Raw genomic sequence first — 17,669 nt, 5'->3', positions numbered from 1 at the left:
TTTTGATTTTCCGTTCCTGTTTGCGAAGTGTCCGAGGTGTCCATCCGTGATCGTTGGTGATTTTGAGACGTTTCATGCAGAATTCCGCTCCTTTTCCATACTTTTCCTTAGGAGCAGTATAACCGGAGTGGGAACCACTTATACGAAGGTTAACTTTTCAATGAGCATATATATAGAAGGATGTATTCCTTCTAGCAGTTTCTTTTTTTGTTAATAAGAGAAAAAAGGAAGAGTTTTTATTGGAACAACTAATTTTTCTTGCGCCCCGTTTTCTAGGAACGCATCTGGAGCGGAACGAAATTGCGAGATTGGTACGGGTATGACATTCTTCTGAGCAAACGGGGGAGTGTTGGGTCATTTCAGCACATCCGTAAACAATAAATGGGAGGACAGAAAGATGACATATAAAGCAACAGTAGAAAAATGGCTTTCATATCCAGAGTTAGATGCAGAATTAAAACAACAATTAATTTCTTTGCAGCATAATGAAAAAGCCCTTGAAGATAGCTTTTACAAAAACTTAGAATTCGGCACAGGCGGTATGCGCGGGGAAATTGGTCCTGGTACGAATCGGATGAATATCTATACAATCCGCAAAGCATCGGAAGGATTAGCGCGTTATATCGTGGAACAAGGCGAAGAAGCGAAAGCGCGTGGTGTCGTGATCGCCTATGATTCCCGGCATAAATCGCCTGAGTTTGCGTTAGAAGTGGCGAAGACGGTAGGAAAACACGGCATTCGAGCATATTTGTTTAAAGAGCTTCGTCCAACGCCAGAGTTGTCATTTGCGGTTCGTTATCTTGGGGCGTTTGCCGGTGTGGTCATTACCGCAAGCCATAATCCGCCTGAGTATAACGGGTTTAAAGTTTATGGCCAAGATGGCGGACAAATCCCGCCAGCTGTGGCAGATGCGATTATTCAATACGTCAATGCGGTCGAAAATGAATTGACGGTTGAAGTAGCAAGCGAGCAAGAACTTCTGGAAAAGGGCTTACTTACATATATCGGCGAAGAAATCGATGAAGCTTACCTTCAGCAATTAAAAACGATTCAACTCAATCCAGAAATGGTTGCGAAAGTGGCGAAAGAGTTAAAAATCGTTTTTTCTCCTTTGCATGGCACAGCCAATAAGTTAGTCCGCGCTGGTTTAAAAGCATTTGGTTTTGAAAACGTGGTGGTGGTAAAAGAACAAGAACTTCCAGACCCGAACTTTTCCACTGTTGTCTCGCCAAATCCGGAAGAGCATGCCGCGTTTGCATTAGCGATTCAATACGGCGAAAAAATCGATGCTGACATTTTAATGGCGACCGACCCGGATGCGGACCGGCTTGGTGTCGCGGTGAAAAATTTAGATGGTGAATATGTCGTGTTAACAGGCAACCAAATGGGGGCGTTGATGCTGGAATATTTATTATCGCAAAAGCAGGCAAAAGGAATCTTGCCGAAAAACGGCGTTGTTGTGAAAACGATCGTGACGTCCGAAATCGGCCGTGCGATTGCCGAGCATTATGGTTTGAAAACGATTGATACGTTAACCGGGTTTAAATTTATTGGTGAGAAGATTAACGAGTTTGAACAAACGAAAGAATACACGTTCCAGTTCGGTTATGAAGAAAGCTATGGCTATTTAATCGGCGACTTTGTCCGCGACAAAGATGCGGTGCAATCGGCGATTTTTGCCGCGGAAGTAGCGGCTTATTATAAAACGCGGGGAAAAACATTGTATGAAGGGTTATTAGAGATTTTTGAAAAATACGGTTACTATCGTGAATCATTGCGCTCGCTAACGTTAAAAGGAAAAGACGGCGCCGAGCAAATCGCGAACATTTTAGCGGCCTTCCGCAAAGAACCGCCGAAAGAAATCGCCGGTGTGGAAGTTGTCGCGATCGAAGACTATTTGATAAGCAAACGCACCATTGTCGCGACAGGGGAAGAACAGACGATGGACTTGCCTCGTTCGAACGTGTTGAAATATCATCTTGCGAATGGCGCATGGTTCTGTTTGCGCCCATCAGGCACAGAGCCGAAAGCGAAGTTTTACTTTGGCGTGAGAGGAACATCGTTACAAGAGAGCGAAGAACTAGTTGCCGAATTAGAAAACGCAGTAATGACGATAGTCCATCAAATAGTTAACGTATAATTGGGGGATTGTATATGATTCTTGTTGTCGGCGGAGCCGGTTATATCGGCAGTCATTTAGTGAAAGAGTTAGTGGAAAAAGAGCAAGTGATCGTGCTTGATAACTTATCGACTGGCCATCGATATTTAGTGGATGACCGCGCGGTGTTTGTGCAAGGGGATTTAGGGAACAAAGCGGACCTTGAACCGATTTTTGAAAAATACCCGATTCAAGCCGTTATGCATTTTGCGGCGAACAGCTTAGTCGGCGAATCGGTGGTGAATCCGCTGAAATATTATCAAAACAACGTTGCCGCTACCTTAACGTTGCTAGAAACGATGCTGGAATATAATGTGAAAAACTTTATCTTCTCATCAACCGCGGCGACGTATGGGATTCCGAATGTCGAATTGATTACGGAAGATTGCCCAACAAATCCAATTAATCCATACGGCCGTTCGAAGTTAATGATCGAGCAAATTTTAGCGGACTTTGCTTCTGCGTATGGACTCAACTATATCGTCCTTCGCTACTTTAACGCGGCTGGGGCGCACGAGTCGGGAGAAATTGGCGAAGATCATAATCCAGAAACGCATTTAATTCCGATTGTCTTGCAGCATTTGTTAGGTCAGCGTGATAAAATCTCCGTCTTCGGTACGGACTATGATACACCAGACGGGACATGCATTCGTGACTATATTCATGTCACCGACTTAGCGAAGGCGCATATTTTAGCTTTGGAAGCATTGTTGGCGGGTAAAAAGAAAACCGCCATTTACAACCTTGGCAACGGCTTAGGCTATTCCGTCAAAGAAGTGATTGAAACATGTGAAAAAGTAACCGGCCGCAAAGCGGTAATCGAATACACTGACCGCCGCCCGGGCGACCCGGCGCGCCTTGTCGCATCCTCGCAAAAAATTTACGAAGAACTTGGCTGGAAAGCGGAATATTCATTAGAACAAATCATCGAAAGCGCGTGGAAATGGCATAGCCGAAATACTAAGTAAATTCAAAGCCTCCTGTTGAAGTAATTCAGCGGGAGGCTTATTTATGTTGGAGGTGACTGTTGTGACGAAGAAAAAGAATCTGCGACCAGAAACCGAGCGTTTCAAACATATATTGATCAAAGCGTATCAACGAGGGGAATTGTCCGCAATATGACCGCGAAAGACATGGTTCGGGAGCTTGTTCATCAGTTAAAACCAATTTTTAAAGGGAATCATCATAAGTAGTATTGGGAGGTATGTATGTCATCGTTTCAACAGCTGCCAAAGTCGATAAAAAACGATCCGCTACATTCTTCAAGATGTCCAGTCGCTGGAGGAGTTGGAGTGGATGGAAAAATGATTTATATTCAAAAACGGAAGAAGGAACTGAATCGTTTCAACCGGGGAGGATGGCGCTTTTGGCGAATGTGGTTATTGACGCATGTGGGGGATTGCTTTATTCGTTTGTGCGAATTTATTTACGACGGATATGTTCTGAAATGTAAAATTACGAATTCCCTCTATGTTTTGCATCATGGTTATAGAGATCCTCTGCTTCCTCTTCTAGCTATACCCGCTGCATCCATTTCATTGGTGAACTTCTCCATAACTACCCCATAGATGCTTCAAGATTGCTTTTTGTTATCTTCGCTTACGAGGAATCCTTTTTTACATAAAATTTCTTCCTCAATCATTACAAAACTATGATATGGATTGGTTTTTGAGAAGAAATCATTAATACGGTTGGGGTCAACATGTGTGAATAAGGGGAGAGTTGTAAAAACGTAAAATCTGTATTATAGATGTATGTGTAAAAGTAAATCTGGCTACTGGGGGAGATGATGCTAAATGGAGGCAAGTGAAAAAAAGATCAACGAGATACTGACGGAAAACAAAATTTATGAAATTCCTCCTTATCAACGGCCGTATTCTTGGGAGAAAAGCCATGCGCGCGAGTTGATAGAAGATATTTGCCAAGCTTATCAGCGTAATGACCCTGAATACTTTATCGGATCGATTATTACGATTGAAAAAGAACGCAACCGCCGTTATGAAGTCGTAGACGGTCAGCAGCGGTTAACGACTTTAAATATTATTTTTGCGGTTATGAAGCAGTTGATCACGCATCCTTCTAGTGTAGAGGATATTCAAAAACGAATTATGCCGGTAAACCCTTATACGGATGAACCGGAGCAGCCTCGCCTGATAGTCAGAAAACAAGATCAAGCATTTTTCCAGAAGTATATCCTCATGGGAGAAGATATAAGCTCTGCACAAGAAATGAGTGAAACTCAAGCGAAGTTTTATGACAATATGCTTGAAATCAAACAAGTAGTTTCAGAATTCAGCGAAGTCGAGTTGCGGCGGTTGGTCAATTATATTTTAGAACATGTATATGTTGTCTTTGTGGTCACCGATAACTTTACCTCCGCCTATCGGCTTTTTAATGTCTTAAATGCGAGAGGAATGTCTCTTTCCAACGGGGATTTATTAAAAAACCGGCTGTTTGAATATTGTGAAAGCAAGCCTCTTGAGAGAAGCCGAGTGGAAGAATGTTGGAATGAACTGGAGAATATCGTTGGCATTCGGCAGCTGGATAATTTCTTAAGCCATTTGCGGACTTCGATCAAAGGGAACAAGCAGCAGGAAATTCTTTATCAAGAGTTTGATGAGATCCTTGAAGAATATAAAGAAGCTCCCGCTCGTTTCGCTGAATTTCTCCTGCGCTCGGCTCATCATTATGAAAAAATTATGGAAAACGATTTCGATAATCATCTTAAGACGCAAAAACTCATCTCTTCCCTCCATCGGGTCGCTCATGATGAGTGGATACCTCCTGTGCTTGCGTTTCTAAATAAACCGGTGCCGGATATGGAATTCGCTGATTTTGTTGAATTAATGGAAAAAATCACGTACCAAAACTGGGTTCGCCGGCTTGGCAAAACAAAACGAAATACGGTTTATTATCAAGTGATTAATTTGATCAATAAAGGATGTTCAGCGGATGAACTGATTGAAACGGTTAAAAAATATGCGGATAATAAAGAATTTGAACAATTGATACGTGCGGATATTTACCATTCTCCTGCTGTAAAAGCAATACTCCTTCGCTTGGAACAAGAAAGCCAAGATCAGAGCGTGGTAAAACAATTCCATGGACGAATTACGGTGGAGCACATCCTTCCGCAAAAGCTAAAAGATGAATATTGGATCCAACGTTTCACGCCTGATGTTCATCAAGAATTGGTTCATAAGCTTGGGAATTTGACTTTATTAAGCGGTACGAAAAATTCAGCTGCGCAATACTATTCGTTTGATCGTAAAAAGGAAATTTATGAAAAGCGAAACAAAAAAGTGTCGTTTGATCTTACGAAAGAAATATTAGAGGAAAAGGAATGGACAAAGAATCAGATTCTCTCAAGACAAGAAAAACTGGTGAAAAAGGCGATGGAAATTTGGGGAATTCAATAGGGATTATGCCTGTTGTTTCTTGAATGTAGCTACTGTTGTCTATGAAGTTCCGACTGTTAATTGGTTGTCGTAAATACAAATTTTTATAATCGATTCTGAATATAAAGTGATGGTGTTATGAATTGGTATTGAAGAATCCTGATAGCAAAACGGAAAGAACGTTAAAATTGATGCAACAAAATAGCGGTCAATACGCTCTTTCAGTCCGAAATTTTGCTGATATGGTTACGATTGAAAATATTCGTGTTGAATCGCAAAAGGAGGATACAACAGTTACTATAACCCTAGTAAGTTTGGGGGACTATAGTTCATTTACCTTTCCTGAAATGTCTATCAATTTGATGGGAAAAAGATTATCAGCGGATGATATTGCTATGTTGCGAGTAAGGAGAATATTATTTGGTGAAGAATTACCTCGGTATGATCATTCTTCCGTATTGTTAGAAAGTATGATTATAAACCCCTCTAATGCAAAGATACAAGTGATTTCAAACCTTTTGCGTATCTTGAAAGAAAAAGGTTACACTATGGAACAGATCCGAGGAAAAGTGGTAGAACAACTCATTTTAACTGGGACACTACAGGAAATTGAGGATTTAACATTTGTTGTTGAGAATGGGGTAATCAAAAAAGTGTGCCTCCAAGGTTATCGTCCAAAATATTACGCAAATGTGGAACCAACAAAAATAGAAATCAATGAATCAGTAAATATTTAAAAAATAGTTTCCAATCATATTGTCCTTTTTTGGTTTTTGATGACCGAAATTTTAAATCGTTACGCCGTAATTTTATGATGAATGATAAATTTGCATCATTTAGTGTTAAAATACATAGTAAGATTGTACGAAAAAGGAACGATTAGCATTGTTGAGAGATGTCAGTAAGTGGGAACGAGTCGGGTATGGTAGAAAAAGTACACTGGAGAAAGAGGAATTGATATCTCCAGAGAAAATACATTATCTTATGAAATACCCGCGGCAGTTTAAAGAAGGAGTTTCTTGGGAGGATATTACAGAACTAATTGCCGCTGAAATTGGAGCTATATTTGGTTTAGAAATGATGAGTGTTGAGATTGTAACCAGAAACGGTAGAAGAGGATGTCTTCTACGAAATTTTGTAAAGGAATATGATGCAAAAATGGCTGAAGAAGGTGGAGTTTTATTATCAGCGCTAGTCGACGATTATAAGGAGCTCCAAGAATCCTCGTTGAAGGACATGGAACTCATTGATGCTGGATTCAAAATAATGAAGAAATTTGTGTATTGGGAGACCATAAAATCAGAGTTTATAGATATGCAATTGTTTGATATTCTTATTGGCAATCAAGATAGGCACCCATTTAATTGGCAATTGCTATTTCTTGAAACAGGAGCAAAATTCTCTCCCATTTATGATAACGGTGCTTCTTTAGGGTTTCGATTTGAAGATGAAAAGCTGATACAAATGGTCTCGAATCCCCAAGAAATGAACAAATATACGGAAAAAACAAGGGTTAAGGCGGGTATATTTGAAAAGAAAAAGGTCAAAGCTAAAGACTTGTTAACATATATTAGTAAAAACTTTACAGATGAGTTTAATCAAAGTATCCAAAAGTTAGTTGAATTTGATTTAATAAGGTATTCTGATTTTATTCAATCATTAGATATTTTAAGCGAGGCACAAAAAGACTGGTTATTGAATATAGTGCCTTTTCGAAGAAAGAAAATATTGGAGTGGATTGGAAGGGATGATCAATAACATGAAAAAAGTTCATACACTTTTAGTGGTTTGGCAAAATCCTAAAACCCGTTCTTTTTATCATATAGGAACTCTTTCTCATTATGATGGCTATTATGAGTTCACTTACACCTATAATGCCTCTGGTCACGGAAAACTGAAAGATGCATTGAATAACGGGTATATGTTGCATCCGGCTTTCCCAGACCCAACTAAAATATATCGATCAAAGGAGCTGTTTCCGGCGTTTGAACGCCGATTGCCGTCACCAGATCGTGCGGATTTTAAAGCCATTTTGTCCGATTTAGGCCTGAATGAGAATTCCACTAAGATGGACTTGCTTCAACAAACACGTGGGCGGTTAGCCAGCGACACTTATTCTTTTGAGCAACCGCTGCGTCTTGAAGACGATGGAAAGCTGCGTGTCAGCTTTTTTGTTCATGGCATGCGCTATCAAAATCTTCCTCAAAATTGGGCAACATGGCTAGCCATTAACGAAACGTTGAAATTAGTACAAGAACCAACAAACACTTATGATCCCCATGCTGTTGCTATCTATACTCACGGAGGGAAGAAGCTTGGATATGTTCCAGCCTTTTATAGTAAGGCCGTCTTTTCCTTGTTAGAAAATGGAGCGAACCCTTCTGTTCGTGTTGTGTATATGAATGAAAAATCAACTCCTCATTGGTGGCTGAAAGTAGCCTTTGAGTGCGAGATTCCTTCTTTCCAAGGTGCAACATTGGATGAATTAGCCCCTGTTATGGGATAATACCTGCCGTGCTTCGAAGTTTGTCAAAGATTTAACATTAGCAGGGATGGCTTGATCCATTGCCATGGCTATTTATAACCCTCGGCAACGGCTTAGGCTATTCCGCCAACGAAGTCGTTGAAACAGATGAAAAAGGGACCAGTCGCAAAGCCGTCATGGAATCCAACGACTGACTGAGCGCTCCGACGTGCTTTGTCGCCTCATCGGAGAAGATGGATAAGGAAACTGGACTGAGAAGCGGAATATTCGCTTGAAGATAATATTTTCAGTGCATGGAAGCGGCATCGTGGAAATGTGAAGGAAATACAGAGCCTCCCGCTGAAGGAGTGTTGTCAGCGGGAGGCTGATTGTTTATCTGCGTCAATCAATCAGTGTTAAAATCCAATCTTTTAAATCAATCATGCGTAAATGTTTTGGGGACGAATCGGTGCCAGTTATAATCATCGGCACTAGCGAATCTTGTTTATGAAGCCCCCCGTGGCTTGCTCCTCCAACATGAGTTGGAGAGCCTTCACCGATAAATTCAAATCCCGGTTTAGCACTTGCAACAAGATAATTTCCTCCATGAGAAGTCAGCGAGCTGTACAATCGGGCCAGTGCATCCGGATATTCATCATAAAAAATCTTATTGTTCTTTACCGTAAGATTCAAAACGCCTGCATCTCCTGCTAGATCCCACGATTGTTCATACTCATCCACCAATGGCCCATTCGGTTTAAAAATGAGTCTTCCCGGCCGAACTCCAGATATGACGTGCACGGATTCTTTTTCCATCCAGGCAATGACATCCACTCTGTCGTCTTTTTGCAGCGTTTTCGCGATATCTGGAAGTGGCGCTCACCACCCGAAATTTGTCGAAATATTGGTAATTGAAAGATAAAGGGGAGGGTATTACAATGATTGGTAAGAACTAATGTTCTGTGATTGGGAGGGATGGATGAGTGACGGTGAAGATTTTAAGCATTGGGTTAAGGGGGTTAGAAGGGTATCGGGTGCAGGTGGAGGTGCAGGAGGTGCCTGGGATTGCGGCGATGGTGATTGTTGGGTTGCCGGATGCGTCGGTGAAAGAGGCAAAGGAACGTGTTCTTGCTTCGCTTTATGCTTTCGGATGTGAGGACCCTCTAGGCAGAGAGGTGCGGCTTAAAAGCACAACATGGAATTATCATATTGTTGGTGGGGATCATACAAGGGAAGAGTTTATAGGCCAAGAAGATATGGTCAAGAGCGTCATTCAAGATCCTTGTTTTATATTGCCAAATAATCCGGACGATCAGCATGATACAAGACAAAAATATATAGATCTTGTGCAATTGCCTAAGTTTAAGTCGCTAAAGGCATTGGTCGTTATTGTCGACCATGAAGATGAAGCGTATGGTGACGTTGTTACCGTCATCGCCAAAAGCAGGTTAAACCAAGAGACAGGAGGTGCGATTTATGTTCGTCCAAAATTTACAGGAAAACGTTAAATACTCCTATGACTATGATCACGATGTTCTTTATATTTATTTGGGCGAACCAAAAGTGTCGTACGATGACGAAGCAGCTCCTGGTGTGTTTATCCGTTTTTCTGAAGAGGATGAGGTCATTACTGGCATTGTGATTATGGACTACAAGAAGCGGGATATTGAGCGTATAAAGAAGTTTATACCGGTGAATATTAATTTTCATATGATTAACGAACAAATCCATTAGTTTTGGCCGATTTTGCCTCTGCTATGGGCTCGACGATGTCGTCCTTCGCTATTTCAATGCCGCTGGGGCGCACGAGTCGGGGAGAATTGGCGAAGACCTCACATTTCGCACCCTCTCGACAAAGAAGCAGGTGTCAACCGCTCTGTCGCAGGGCGGTTGTTTTCAAGCAAATCTCCCACCTTTTCGCGGTTGCGCAGGTGGGAGAAGGGTCAAATGTATTTGATCATGGCTGTTTCATCGCAACAGTCCAGTTTCGGGCAGTTGACGCAATCAATCCACACTTTTTCCGGCAGTGTTGATTTGTTCACGATCTCAAACCCGCATTTTCGAAAAAACTCGACTTGGTAAGTAAAGGATATTAACCGCTTCACCCCGAGTCTGGCCGCCTCGTCGGCAATATGGTGGACGAGCATGCGGCCGATTCCTTTCCCCATATGGTCAGGCGATACGACTAACGAACGGACTTCCCCAAGATCGTGCCCTAGGATATGCAGCCCGGCGGTGCCGACGATTTGGCTGTTCTCCCTGGCGACATACATGCATTGCAAGTGCTGGTAGATGGACAGCAGCGAGCGGGGCAGCACGAGTCCTTTTTTTGCATAGTGTTGGATGAGCGCGTGCATGTCTTTGACATCGCTCGTGACGGCATGGTCGATTTGCATCGGGTTCCCTCACTATCGTATGATTATAGATTTTCTTTTTATAAATATACGATATTTTGTGTTTATATTCAATCGCGAATTTGCTGAGGCTGCCCGGTGCCGCATTTCTTTGCAAGCGAACCCTAGGTGAATGGTTGCGCTTTTTGGTTCAGGCGGGTATGCAGTTTCCACTCTCTTTTTCGCTGCCCCCCTCTTTTTGGCTGTCTTCCACCTCCCCTTTTGATCGCGTTGTCCGCTTTTTTTGCCCTTCTTCTAGAACGTGTCATTGCTGTTTGTCCGGTTGAAGTGTCGAACAGCTGTTTCGTCAAGCATCCAACGCTCATTTTCCTTCATGGAATGCCCGTATCCGTCCCAACGCTTGGCGAGCGCCATGCCGTTTCCATTGTCATAGGTTTTGATGAATTCGTGGAATAAAAAGGGTTTTTTGAGGGTATATAGAATCAGTTATAGATGGCATGAATTTCTTTTCACTTTTCATGGCCGATTGCGCTGCGGTGCACTGGAAAAGGCCGACGTTTGGGGTGAAATGAACAGAGAGTCTTCAGCAGGAAGGGCATAAGGTTGATGATGGGGGAAGCAATATCAGCTGGAAATGATTTTGCATGGGTGAGGCAATCCCGTTAACTGGACGCAGAAGCAAGTCAATGTTTACCTGAAAAACGCCGCTGGCAAGAGGGGATGCCCACGATAAACGACTGTAACGAAACGGGTAATGAGTACATACCCGAACCCATCAATCAAGGCCAAAGGTCCGAGACAGATGCGGTCGTCTTATGACTGGACATGTTTCTTCAGCGCACGGCGGTGTGTATCAACGGATAAAGGGAGGAGAAAGACGTGAAGGAAGAAATAGTGCTGGTAAAAATCCATCATACATTGGCAGAGGGAAAAGACTACTATGAAGCGATACGTGGAAACTGGCTGATAAACGAACGGAGATTCCCGTATATCCAGTATGTAGTAGGGATCAATCATGGAAAAATCGTTTGTGCTTTTCGTCCTGAAAAATGGGAAACTATCGAGGAAAAAGGGCAGAAAAAAAGGCGGTTTGAGGGCGTAGAGGCTCCCGTAGAAGTTCTGCAGAAGTTGCGACGGAAGGAAAGTGAAATAGCGAGGAGATTCAAGGGACAGAATCCCGTCAGGTATCTTTCTTTGGACGAACTGGAGAAAATGTAAACCGCACTTCAACAGCGGGCATCTTTGTTTATGGCTGAATATTTTTGCATGGTTGATCCTAGGCATAACGGCGGTGTGGCGAAATAAGATGTACATCGTGAGGGGGATTTTGGTTAACAGGGGACAGAGTCGGACGCCAAGGTGATGCATAAGGAACGAAAGCGCTAGGGACGGTGGGATTTGGCTGACGGGCATACAGACTAGTGGAATTAGGCCGGGGTGAGGAGAGGGCACAACACGGTGCGGAGATGGAAGGCAGCGCTGGCCTGTCGAGGAGGGAAGTCAGCTGCCAGGAACATGCCTCAGAGCGACACCGCGCGGGAAGATGGGGGGAAGGCTCGATGGAACAAGGGGAACAGATGCCATGGCTGCTAGACAGCAGACACGTCGAGATGGAATGTTTGAAAGAGATTGTGAAAAGCCTTAGCTACACAAAAGAGAAGTTGTTGGAGATCATCATCAACCCCGGAAATTACGACGAAGAGACGGTCCAAAGAGCGTGGGATCATTTGAACATGATCGACGAAGGACTATTGGCGAGGAAAGACGGGCTTCTTTCGGCGGAAATCCATCGTTCGCTCATAGAGATTAAAAAGAAGTTGAAAAAGATGAAGCGGCAGTGTGATAAACGGGAACGGCCACTGTCGCAAGACCGTGGCGACGGGGAATGAAGATGTCATCTCACTTGGCGCTTCTTTTTGAAAAGCTTGGTGGAGCGAATGGTTAGAAAGGAGGGGGCGCGTCTACATAACCGTTGTCATCTTGCTCGATGGTGGCGAAGGGGAGTGATTGTTCTGAGAGGATGTAGAATACATAACTTAGGAAAAAAAGACTTGGTTCTATAATCCTATTTATGGACAACATGTCTGTGAACGAGCAAGGATTGGGATTTAGACTGAATCGTTTATCCTGAGTCGCTATTCTTAAAAATATTTATGGAAGGGGAAGGATTAATAGGAAAAGTGTAGAAATGAAAAATAAATATTAGCGGAAGATGGGGGTGGGAAAGGAGAGTGGCGGATGGTCGGAGATGTGGCACATGGTGTGGCGCAACGGGAACACAGACGTGAACTTGACCGGGGAACAGGGCGGCGGCTATGAGCGGACGAGTCCGGACGGGAATCTGGAGAACAACTTCACGTCGGCCTGAAGACCTTTGGGGAGTGCGGTGCGTAACCGCGATGGATCGCAATCGATAGTTTTGACGATTGAGGCCGTTCACACATAGGGAAGGGGGGAGTCTGCAGGGTGTTGGATCGAATCAAAGGCGGACTGTTTGGGGTGGCGATCGGGGACGCGCTCGGGGCGACGACGGAGTTTATGAGCGTTGACGACGTCCGCCGCAAGTATGGAAAGGTGACGGACATCATTGGCGGTGGTTTCCTTGACTTGAAGCCCGGGGAAGTAACGGACGATACGGCGATGACGATCGCGGTAGCGCGGGGGATCATTCGCGATCCGACATGCCCGATTCATGACATTGGCGAGGAGTTTTTGCGGTGGTACGAGACCGATCCACCCGATGTCGGCACCATCATCCGCACGGTGTTGAGGCGGTATCAGGGCGACTGGTTTGCGGCCGCGGTGCAGGCTTGCGAGGAGTTAGGGGGAAGATGTGCAGGCAATGGATCGCTGATGCGCTGTTTGCCGATCGCATTGGCGTATGCGGACCAAGAGAAGATGGAAGAAATAACGGCTTTGCATTCCCGCATGACGCATGCGGACGAACGGGCGACGGAGGCGTGCCTGATTTACAACCGCATCGCCTTTCGGGTGCTTCAAGGGGAGCCGCTCGCCAAGGCGATTCGGAAAGAAGTGGAGCACACCCGCTATGAGCCGCTGCTTATGGTGACGCCTGCCTATCCTCCTGACGGGTATGTCGTCCATACGATGGGGTGGGTGTTGCATTGGCTGCTTCGTTGTGAATCGTTTGAAGATGTCGTCATTTCGGCCGCGAATATGGGTGGGGACAGCGATACGATCGCAGCCATTGCGGGAGGGCTGAAAGGGCTTGAAGTCGGATACAGCCAGCTGCCGAAGCGGTTTGTGGAAACGATCGGTTGCGCTGATGAACTGGAAAAACTGGCGGTGCAACTGGCCGATGTGCGAAGTTCGTTTGGATCGGAAGCTGTGCAGGGGTAGGGGGACGGAAAAAGGCACTTGTTATCGTTGGGGAGAGGGCATGAAAAGAGCCGCGCGGTTGCGGCTCTTTTGTGCTGCCTATCGGTCCATTTCCTTTGCGAGGTCGGCGACTTCGGCGACGGTCAGTCCGGTTCGTTTGGCGATCTCGTGAATGGGAAGAACATCAAGCAAATTTTTGGCGATTTCGATGGCCTTCCGTTTTTCCGTTTGCTTGATCGCCTGCTCCTTTTCTTGCATGACTCTTTGCACTGCTTGTTCTTTTTCTTGTATCACTCTTTGCACTGCTTGTTCTTTTTCTTGTATCGCTCTTTGCACTGCTTGTTCTTTTTCCTGCATCACTTTCTTCAACATTTCTTCTTTTTCTTGTTCAAGTTCTTCGACTAACAGGCGAAACACTTTGTTCATTTTGATCCACTCCTTTACATTTTCGGCGTATGACCGGTCGATGAATTTGTCTGTGGCGGTCAGGACGCCGGCGATGATGTGCAGCTGTTTCGGTTCGTCGTCGATCGTTTTTGCCAGTTCGATCGTTTTTTCGATCATCGTTTGCCGGTCGAAGCGGGTGTGCATGAGCGGCACGAGGATGAGTTTCATCGTTTCTTCCGGAGTGAGCGGTTCGCCGTTGTGGACTTTTTCTTCAATGGCATGGAAAATCGCATCGCCGTTGAATTCGCCAAGCAGCACCGCTTTGGATGAAAGAAGCACGTCGCCGGCGTCAAGCTGTTCGCGGGCGCTCGTGACATCGCTTGTGTAAATGACCACAATGCGAACCGGACGGATTCGTTTTTCCTGTTGATAGTATGTGTGAAGGAGTCGACAGGCATAATCGAGATACTTCAAATGGTTGTCGAGAAATCGTTCGTTGCTTTCGTATTCCAGAAGCAAAATGGAATCGTCTTCGAGAAGAAACACGGTGTCGGCGCGCCGTTCGTCCGCCCGAACAGACGGAAATTCGGTTGGCAGCACTGCTTTGATCCGCGGGAGTCCGTGAAGTCCGTATACATCGAGGGCTTGGTTTTGGTACAATGCGCTGAGTGATTTGAACAAAATGTCCTTGGCGTGATGCGAGATCCCGCCCGCCATCGTCTCCACTCCATTCGCTTTTTATCTTATCTAAATTATACTACTTGACCGACCGGTTGTCAGCTGCCATCGTGAGCGGGAACACGGTATTCGTTCGGTGGGAGCGCATGGCATCTCCTTGAAACAGAAAACAGGTTGCGACCCGGAACAGATGGATGAATGGTGCTGTTTTGCCCTCACGGACGGATGAACACTTCCGTTCCGTTCGGGACGATGGAGGCGAGCTCGAGCACGTCTTTGTTGTGCATGCGGATGCAGCCTTTGGATACGTATTTGCCGATCGAGGACGGGTCGTTCGTGCCGTGGATGCCGTAATGGAGTTTGGATAAGCTTAACCACATCGCGCCGAACGGCCCGCCTGGGTTTGGCTGGCGGTTGACGATGACAAAGTCGCCGACGGGGGTGGCGGTGACCATTTTCCCGACGCCGACGGGATACGTGCGGATCGTTCGTCCCCGGTGTTTTAACGTCAGCTGGCGGCGGCTGATCGAGATGTGGATCGTGTAGGGAATCGATCCTTTCGGCGGAAGGTGGGGGATGACGATCTCCTGCCCGGGAAAGATGACGGACGCGGCGGTCAACCCATTGGCGCGAAGGAGCGCCTCAACAGATGTGCGGTAGTCGCGGGCGATGGAGGCGATCGTTTCCCCACGTTTGACGATATGTTTGTACATGGCATTTCGCTCCTTTTTTTCGCTGGATGGAGAAAATAGCTCCGATTGATGATACATTAGTGTATGAGAAGATTCGAATAAGGTTGCTCAAATGGGAAGAGAGTCTCATGCGCATGGCATGCGGCCGCCAATGCCGTATGAACGCGCTGTGCGTTAGTCTATACTTGATAGGGAGCGTTGCCTAACGGGTGTTTCTTGTCAAAACGTGTAGGTGAAAAAGGAGGATGGCGCGAATGAGAACGTTTGTCCTAAAACCGGAAGGACAGAAGGTTGATTATGAGCTGTATGCCGAGCTCTCCCCTGTCCCGCTTGAGATCATTGACGGCGATCTCTTTTTTACGAAAGAGGAGCGGGAAAACTTGCTTAAGCTGTTGATATACAATGTCGGCATTAATCGGACGCTTGAGATCATCGAGGAATGGAAGGAGCGGTGAAAGCGGCGCCCGGTCGATATCGGGGCCGCATCGATGTTGGGGGTTACGGGCGGTAAGGGAACAAAATGTTCTTTTCCCCTTTTTCTTTGGCGACGAAGACGTCTTGATGGATTTCGAACACGCCAAAAGCGCTATGGAACGTCTGAATGACGCGGACGCGATACACGTCGTGAAGCGGTTTGTTCTCATCAGACATCGACCATGACGACAGTTTTTCCACCTCATCGATGCGGTAGTCGAACGTCTCGACGCCGAAGTCTTGCATAAAGACGTGGGCGCGGCGCTGGATGTAGACGTCTTTTGGGAATTTCTTTTTCATAAGCGGGTGAAACAGCTCCCAAGAGCTGCCAAAATCCCCTGCCTGCTCGTAGCGGTAAAACGTGTCCACGATTTCCTTCGCCTCGTTTCGTTCGTTCGAAAGAAACAGGGTCAAAATCGCCACCAACACAGCGGCGGCGGTGAGAACCGCCACCCCCGTCTTGGTTCGGATCGTTTTTTGGCGGTAGCGTGGGAACATGGGGTCTTCTCTCCTCTCTATTATACCATATGCACGATGGACGGCGGATATGGGCAGGGAAAGGGCGGAAGCACCGTGGCATGTGTCACAGGATAGACATACGGCCGCATTTTTTAGTCAAAAAATTCATCAGAGTGTAGTAAAATGGATGGCAGAAGTTGTTGGAAATGATGCACTAGCGTGAGAAACGGTGGTTTGTCCTATTTGGAGGCGGGTGAAAAGGCGGAGCGTTTAGGGCTCCGTTTTTCCTTTGCCGTTCCGCTGAAAACAGAGATGCAGGAGAGGTAGAGAGTGATGCGGAAATCATTTATTTATGCGCTGTTGGTCGCCATTATGGTTGCTTGGGGCTTGAACGTGACGGCGTTGAAAATTCTTGTGGAGCATTTTTCGCCCGTCGCGTTGACAGCGCTGCGCATTCTAACGGCCGGGTTGGTCGTGCTTTTGTTTTTATGGGGGATCGGCAAGCTGGAACGAGTCAGTTGGAAGGAGGCGAAACAGATTGGCGTGGCCGCCTTGTTCAGCGTCGTGGCCCATCACTTCTTTTTAGCGTTGGGAATTGCGAGGACGACAGCGGTGAATGCGGGTCTTGTGCTAGGGCTTGTGCCGCTTGTGACGGCGCTGTTGGCGATCGTGTTTTTAGGCCAGCGGCCGACGTTGTTTCGGCTGCTTGGCATCGCGCTCGGGTTTTTTGGCGTCGTGTTTGTTGTGGCGAGCGGCGACGGGGGCCTTGGCCATTTGTCCATTGGGGATGTGTACGTCTTTTTGGCTGTTTTGGCGCAAGGGATCAGCTTTATTATGATCAAAAAAGCGACGGTCGAGGCGCGGGTGATGACAGGGTGGATGCTCGTCTTCGGGTCGCTTTGGCTGTTTGTCTTAAGCCTCGTGCTCGAGCCGAGCGGCCTATCGAGTTTGAAAGAAGGCACGCTTCCGCTTTGGATGATTTTCCTTGCTTCGGCGGTCGTCGCGACGGCGCTTGGCCATATGTTTTATAACCAGGCTGTTCAACACCTTGGTCCCGCTGAGTCGGCGGTGTTCATCAACCTCAATCCACTCTTTTCGTTGCTTGGGGCGCACTGGTTGCTTGGTGAGCCGATTTCATGGATGCAGTTGGCTGGTTTTCTCTTCATCGTCGCGGGCGTGATGTTCGGCAGCGGGGGGATGGATGATGTGGTCGCCCGTTTCCGCCGGGCGAAAGTGGCGGCTGGGGGAAGGAAGGCGGGGATGTAG

At 46.0% G+C, this 17,669-nt stretch carries 16 protein-coding genes and 3 pseudogenes; 14 read left to right on the top strand and 5 right to left on the bottom strand.

Annotated elements, in window-relative coordinates:
• The first annotated feature begins 397 nt into the window (after nucleotides 1-397).
• The 7 genes and pseudogenes from CV944_RS10530 to CV944_RS10500 all read left to right on the top strand — a co-directional run bounded on the left by CV944_RS10530 (nucleotide 398) and on the right by CV944_RS10500 (nucleotide 8,062).
• A complete protein-coding gene (locus tag CV944_RS10530) occupies nucleotides 398-2,140 on the top strand; it encodes a phospho-sugar mutase (protein WP_100664151.1) in 1,743 nt (580 codons plus the stop codon).
• A gap of 14 nt (nucleotides 2,141-2,154) precedes the next feature.
• Nucleotides 2,155-3,126 (top strand): UDP-glucose 4-epimerase GalE, encoded by a 972-nt coding sequence (galE, locus tag CV944_RS10525; protein WP_100664150.1) that lies wholly within the window; start codon nucleotides 2,155-2,157, stop codon nucleotides 3,124-3,126.
• 61 nt (nucleotides 3,127-3,187) lie between these two features.
• Nucleotides 3,188-3,351 (top strand): annotated as a pseudogene (locus CV944_RS18040) (YwzD family small protein).
• A gap of 603 nt (nucleotides 3,352-3,954) precedes the next feature.
• On the top strand, nucleotides 3,955-5,577 hold the full coding sequence (locus CV944_RS10515; RefSeq protein WP_100664149.1) for a DUF262 domain-containing protein: 1,623 nt from the start codon (nucleotides 3,955-3,957) through the stop codon (nucleotides 5,575-5,577).
• Nucleotides 5,578-5,699: 122 nt separating this feature from the next.
• Nucleotides 5,700-6,293, top strand: coding sequence for a hypothetical protein (locus CV944_RS10510; protein ID WP_233204993.1), 594 nt, complete (start codon nucleotides 5,700-5,702; stop codon nucleotides 6,291-6,293).
• Between the two features lie 148 nt (nucleotides 6,294-6,441).
• Nucleotides 6,442-7,314, top strand: a complete 873-nt coding sequence (locus tag CV944_RS10505) for a HipA domain-containing protein (protein WP_095860071.1) — start codon at nucleotides 6,442-6,444, stop codon at nucleotides 7,312-7,314.
• Between the two features lies 1 nt (nucleotide 7,315).
• Nucleotides 7,316-8,062 carry an HIRAN domain-containing protein gene (locus CV944_RS10500; RefSeq protein ID WP_100664148.1) on the top strand — a complete coding sequence of 249 codons (747 nt, stop codon included), beginning with the start codon at nucleotides 7,316-7,318 and terminating at the stop codon, nucleotides 8,060-8,062.
• Between the two features lie 360 nt (nucleotides 8,063-8,422).
• On the opposite strand, the pseudogene CV944_RS10495 reads toward CV944_RS10500, so the two are convergent.
• Nucleotides 8,423-8,899: pseudogene (locus CV944_RS10495) on the bottom strand (alkaline phosphatase family protein); the annotation flags it as partial.
• Nucleotides 8,900-9,003: 104 nt separating this feature from the next.
• On the opposite strand from CV944_RS10495, the pseudogene CV944_RS17625 reads away from it, so the two are divergent.
• Together CV944_RS17625 and CV944_RS10485 are read left to right on the top strand one after the other, a co-directional pair.
• Nucleotides 9,004-9,177 (top strand): annotated as a pseudogene (locus CV944_RS17625) (magnesium chelatase domain-containing protein); the annotation flags it as partial.
• 319 nt (nucleotides 9,178-9,496) lie between these two features.
• Nucleotides 9,497-9,754, top strand: coding sequence for a DUF2283 domain-containing protein (locus CV944_RS10485; protein ID WP_011888351.1), 258 nt, complete (start codon nucleotides 9,497-9,499; stop codon nucleotides 9,752-9,754).
• 209 nt (nucleotides 9,755-9,963) lie between these two features.
• Here CV944_RS10485 and CV944_RS10480 read toward each other — a convergent pair whose 3' ends face one another.
• Complete coding sequence (locus CV944_RS10480) at nucleotides 9,964-10,416, bottom strand: N-acetyltransferase (RefSeq protein ID WP_100664147.1); 453 nt, start codon at nucleotides 10,414-10,416, stop codon at nucleotides 9,964-9,966.
• 837 nt (nucleotides 10,417-11,253) lie between these two features.
• On the opposite strand from CV944_RS10480, the gene CV944_RS10475 reads away from it, so the two are divergent.
• The 3 genes from CV944_RS10475 (at nucleotide 11,254) to CV944_RS10465 (ending at nucleotide 13,734) form a co-directional block, all read left to right on the top strand.
• Nucleotides 11,254-11,592, top strand: coding sequence for a hypothetical protein (locus tag CV944_RS10475; protein WP_020755200.1), 339 nt, complete (start codon nucleotides 11,254-11,256; stop codon nucleotides 11,590-11,592).
• 341 nt (nucleotides 11,593-11,933) lie between these two features.
• Nucleotides 11,934-12,263, top strand: coding sequence for a hypothetical protein (locus CV944_RS10470; protein ID WP_033005712.1), 330 nt, complete (start codon nucleotides 11,934-11,936; stop codon nucleotides 12,261-12,263).
• A 577-nt stretch (nucleotides 12,264-12,840) separates the two neighbouring features.
• Nucleotides 12,841-13,734 (top strand): ADP-ribosylglycohydrolase family protein, encoded by an 894-nt coding sequence (locus CV944_RS10465; RefSeq protein ID WP_063330837.1) that lies wholly within the window; start codon nucleotides 12,841-12,843, stop codon nucleotides 13,732-13,734.
• 78 nt (nucleotides 13,735-13,812) lie between these two features.
• Here the strand turns inward: CV944_RS10465 and CV944_RS10460 are convergent, their stop codons facing one another.
• Both CV944_RS10460 and CV944_RS10455 read right to left on the bottom strand, forming a co-directional pair.
• On the bottom strand, nucleotides 13,813-14,817 hold the full coding sequence (locus CV944_RS10460; RefSeq protein ID WP_100664146.1) for an RpnC/YadD family protein: 1,005 nt from the start codon (nucleotides 14,815-14,817) through the stop codon (nucleotides 13,813-13,815).
• 176 nt (nucleotides 14,818-14,993) lie between these two features.
• The gene (locus CV944_RS10455) at nucleotides 14,994-15,491 is read right to left on the bottom strand and encodes a L,D-transpeptidase family protein (RefSeq protein ID WP_100664145.1); all 498 of its coding nucleotides are present in this window, start codon (nucleotides 15,489-15,491) and stop codon (nucleotides 14,994-14,996) included.
• Nucleotides 15,492-15,724: 233 nt separating this feature from the next.
• Between CV944_RS10455 and CV944_RS10450 the strand changes: the two genes are divergently transcribed.
• The gene (locus tag CV944_RS10450; protein ID WP_011232749.1) at nucleotides 15,725-15,925 is read left to right on the top strand and encodes a hypothetical protein; all 201 of its coding nucleotides are present in this window, start codon (nucleotides 15,725-15,727) and stop codon (nucleotides 15,923-15,925) included.
• 43 nt (nucleotides 15,926-15,968) lie between these two features.
• On the opposite strand, the gene CV944_RS10445 is transcribed toward CV944_RS10450, so the two are convergent.
• Nucleotides 15,969-16,442: a hypothetical protein gene (locus CV944_RS10445; RefSeq protein ID WP_100664144.1), complete on the bottom strand. Its 474-nt coding sequence runs from the start codon at nucleotides 16,440-16,442 to the stop codon at nucleotides 15,969-15,971.
• Between the two features lie 294 nt (nucleotides 16,443-16,736).
• Here CV944_RS10445 and CV944_RS10440 point away from each other — a divergent pair, with 294 nt between their 5' ends.
• Nucleotides 16,737-17,669 carry a DMT family transporter gene (locus tag CV944_RS10440; protein ID WP_100664152.1) on the top strand — a complete coding sequence of 311 codons (933 nt, stop codon included), beginning with the start codon at nucleotides 16,737-16,739 and terminating at the stop codon, nucleotides 17,667-17,669.

The organism is Geobacillus sp. WSUCF-018B (assembly GCF_002809985.1).
In the GTDB taxonomy this organism is placed as follows: domain Bacteria; phylum Bacillota; class Bacilli; order Bacillales; family Anoxybacillaceae; genus Geobacillus; species Geobacillus thermophilus.
This window is presented reverse-complemented; position numbering and strand designations above follow the sequence as displayed.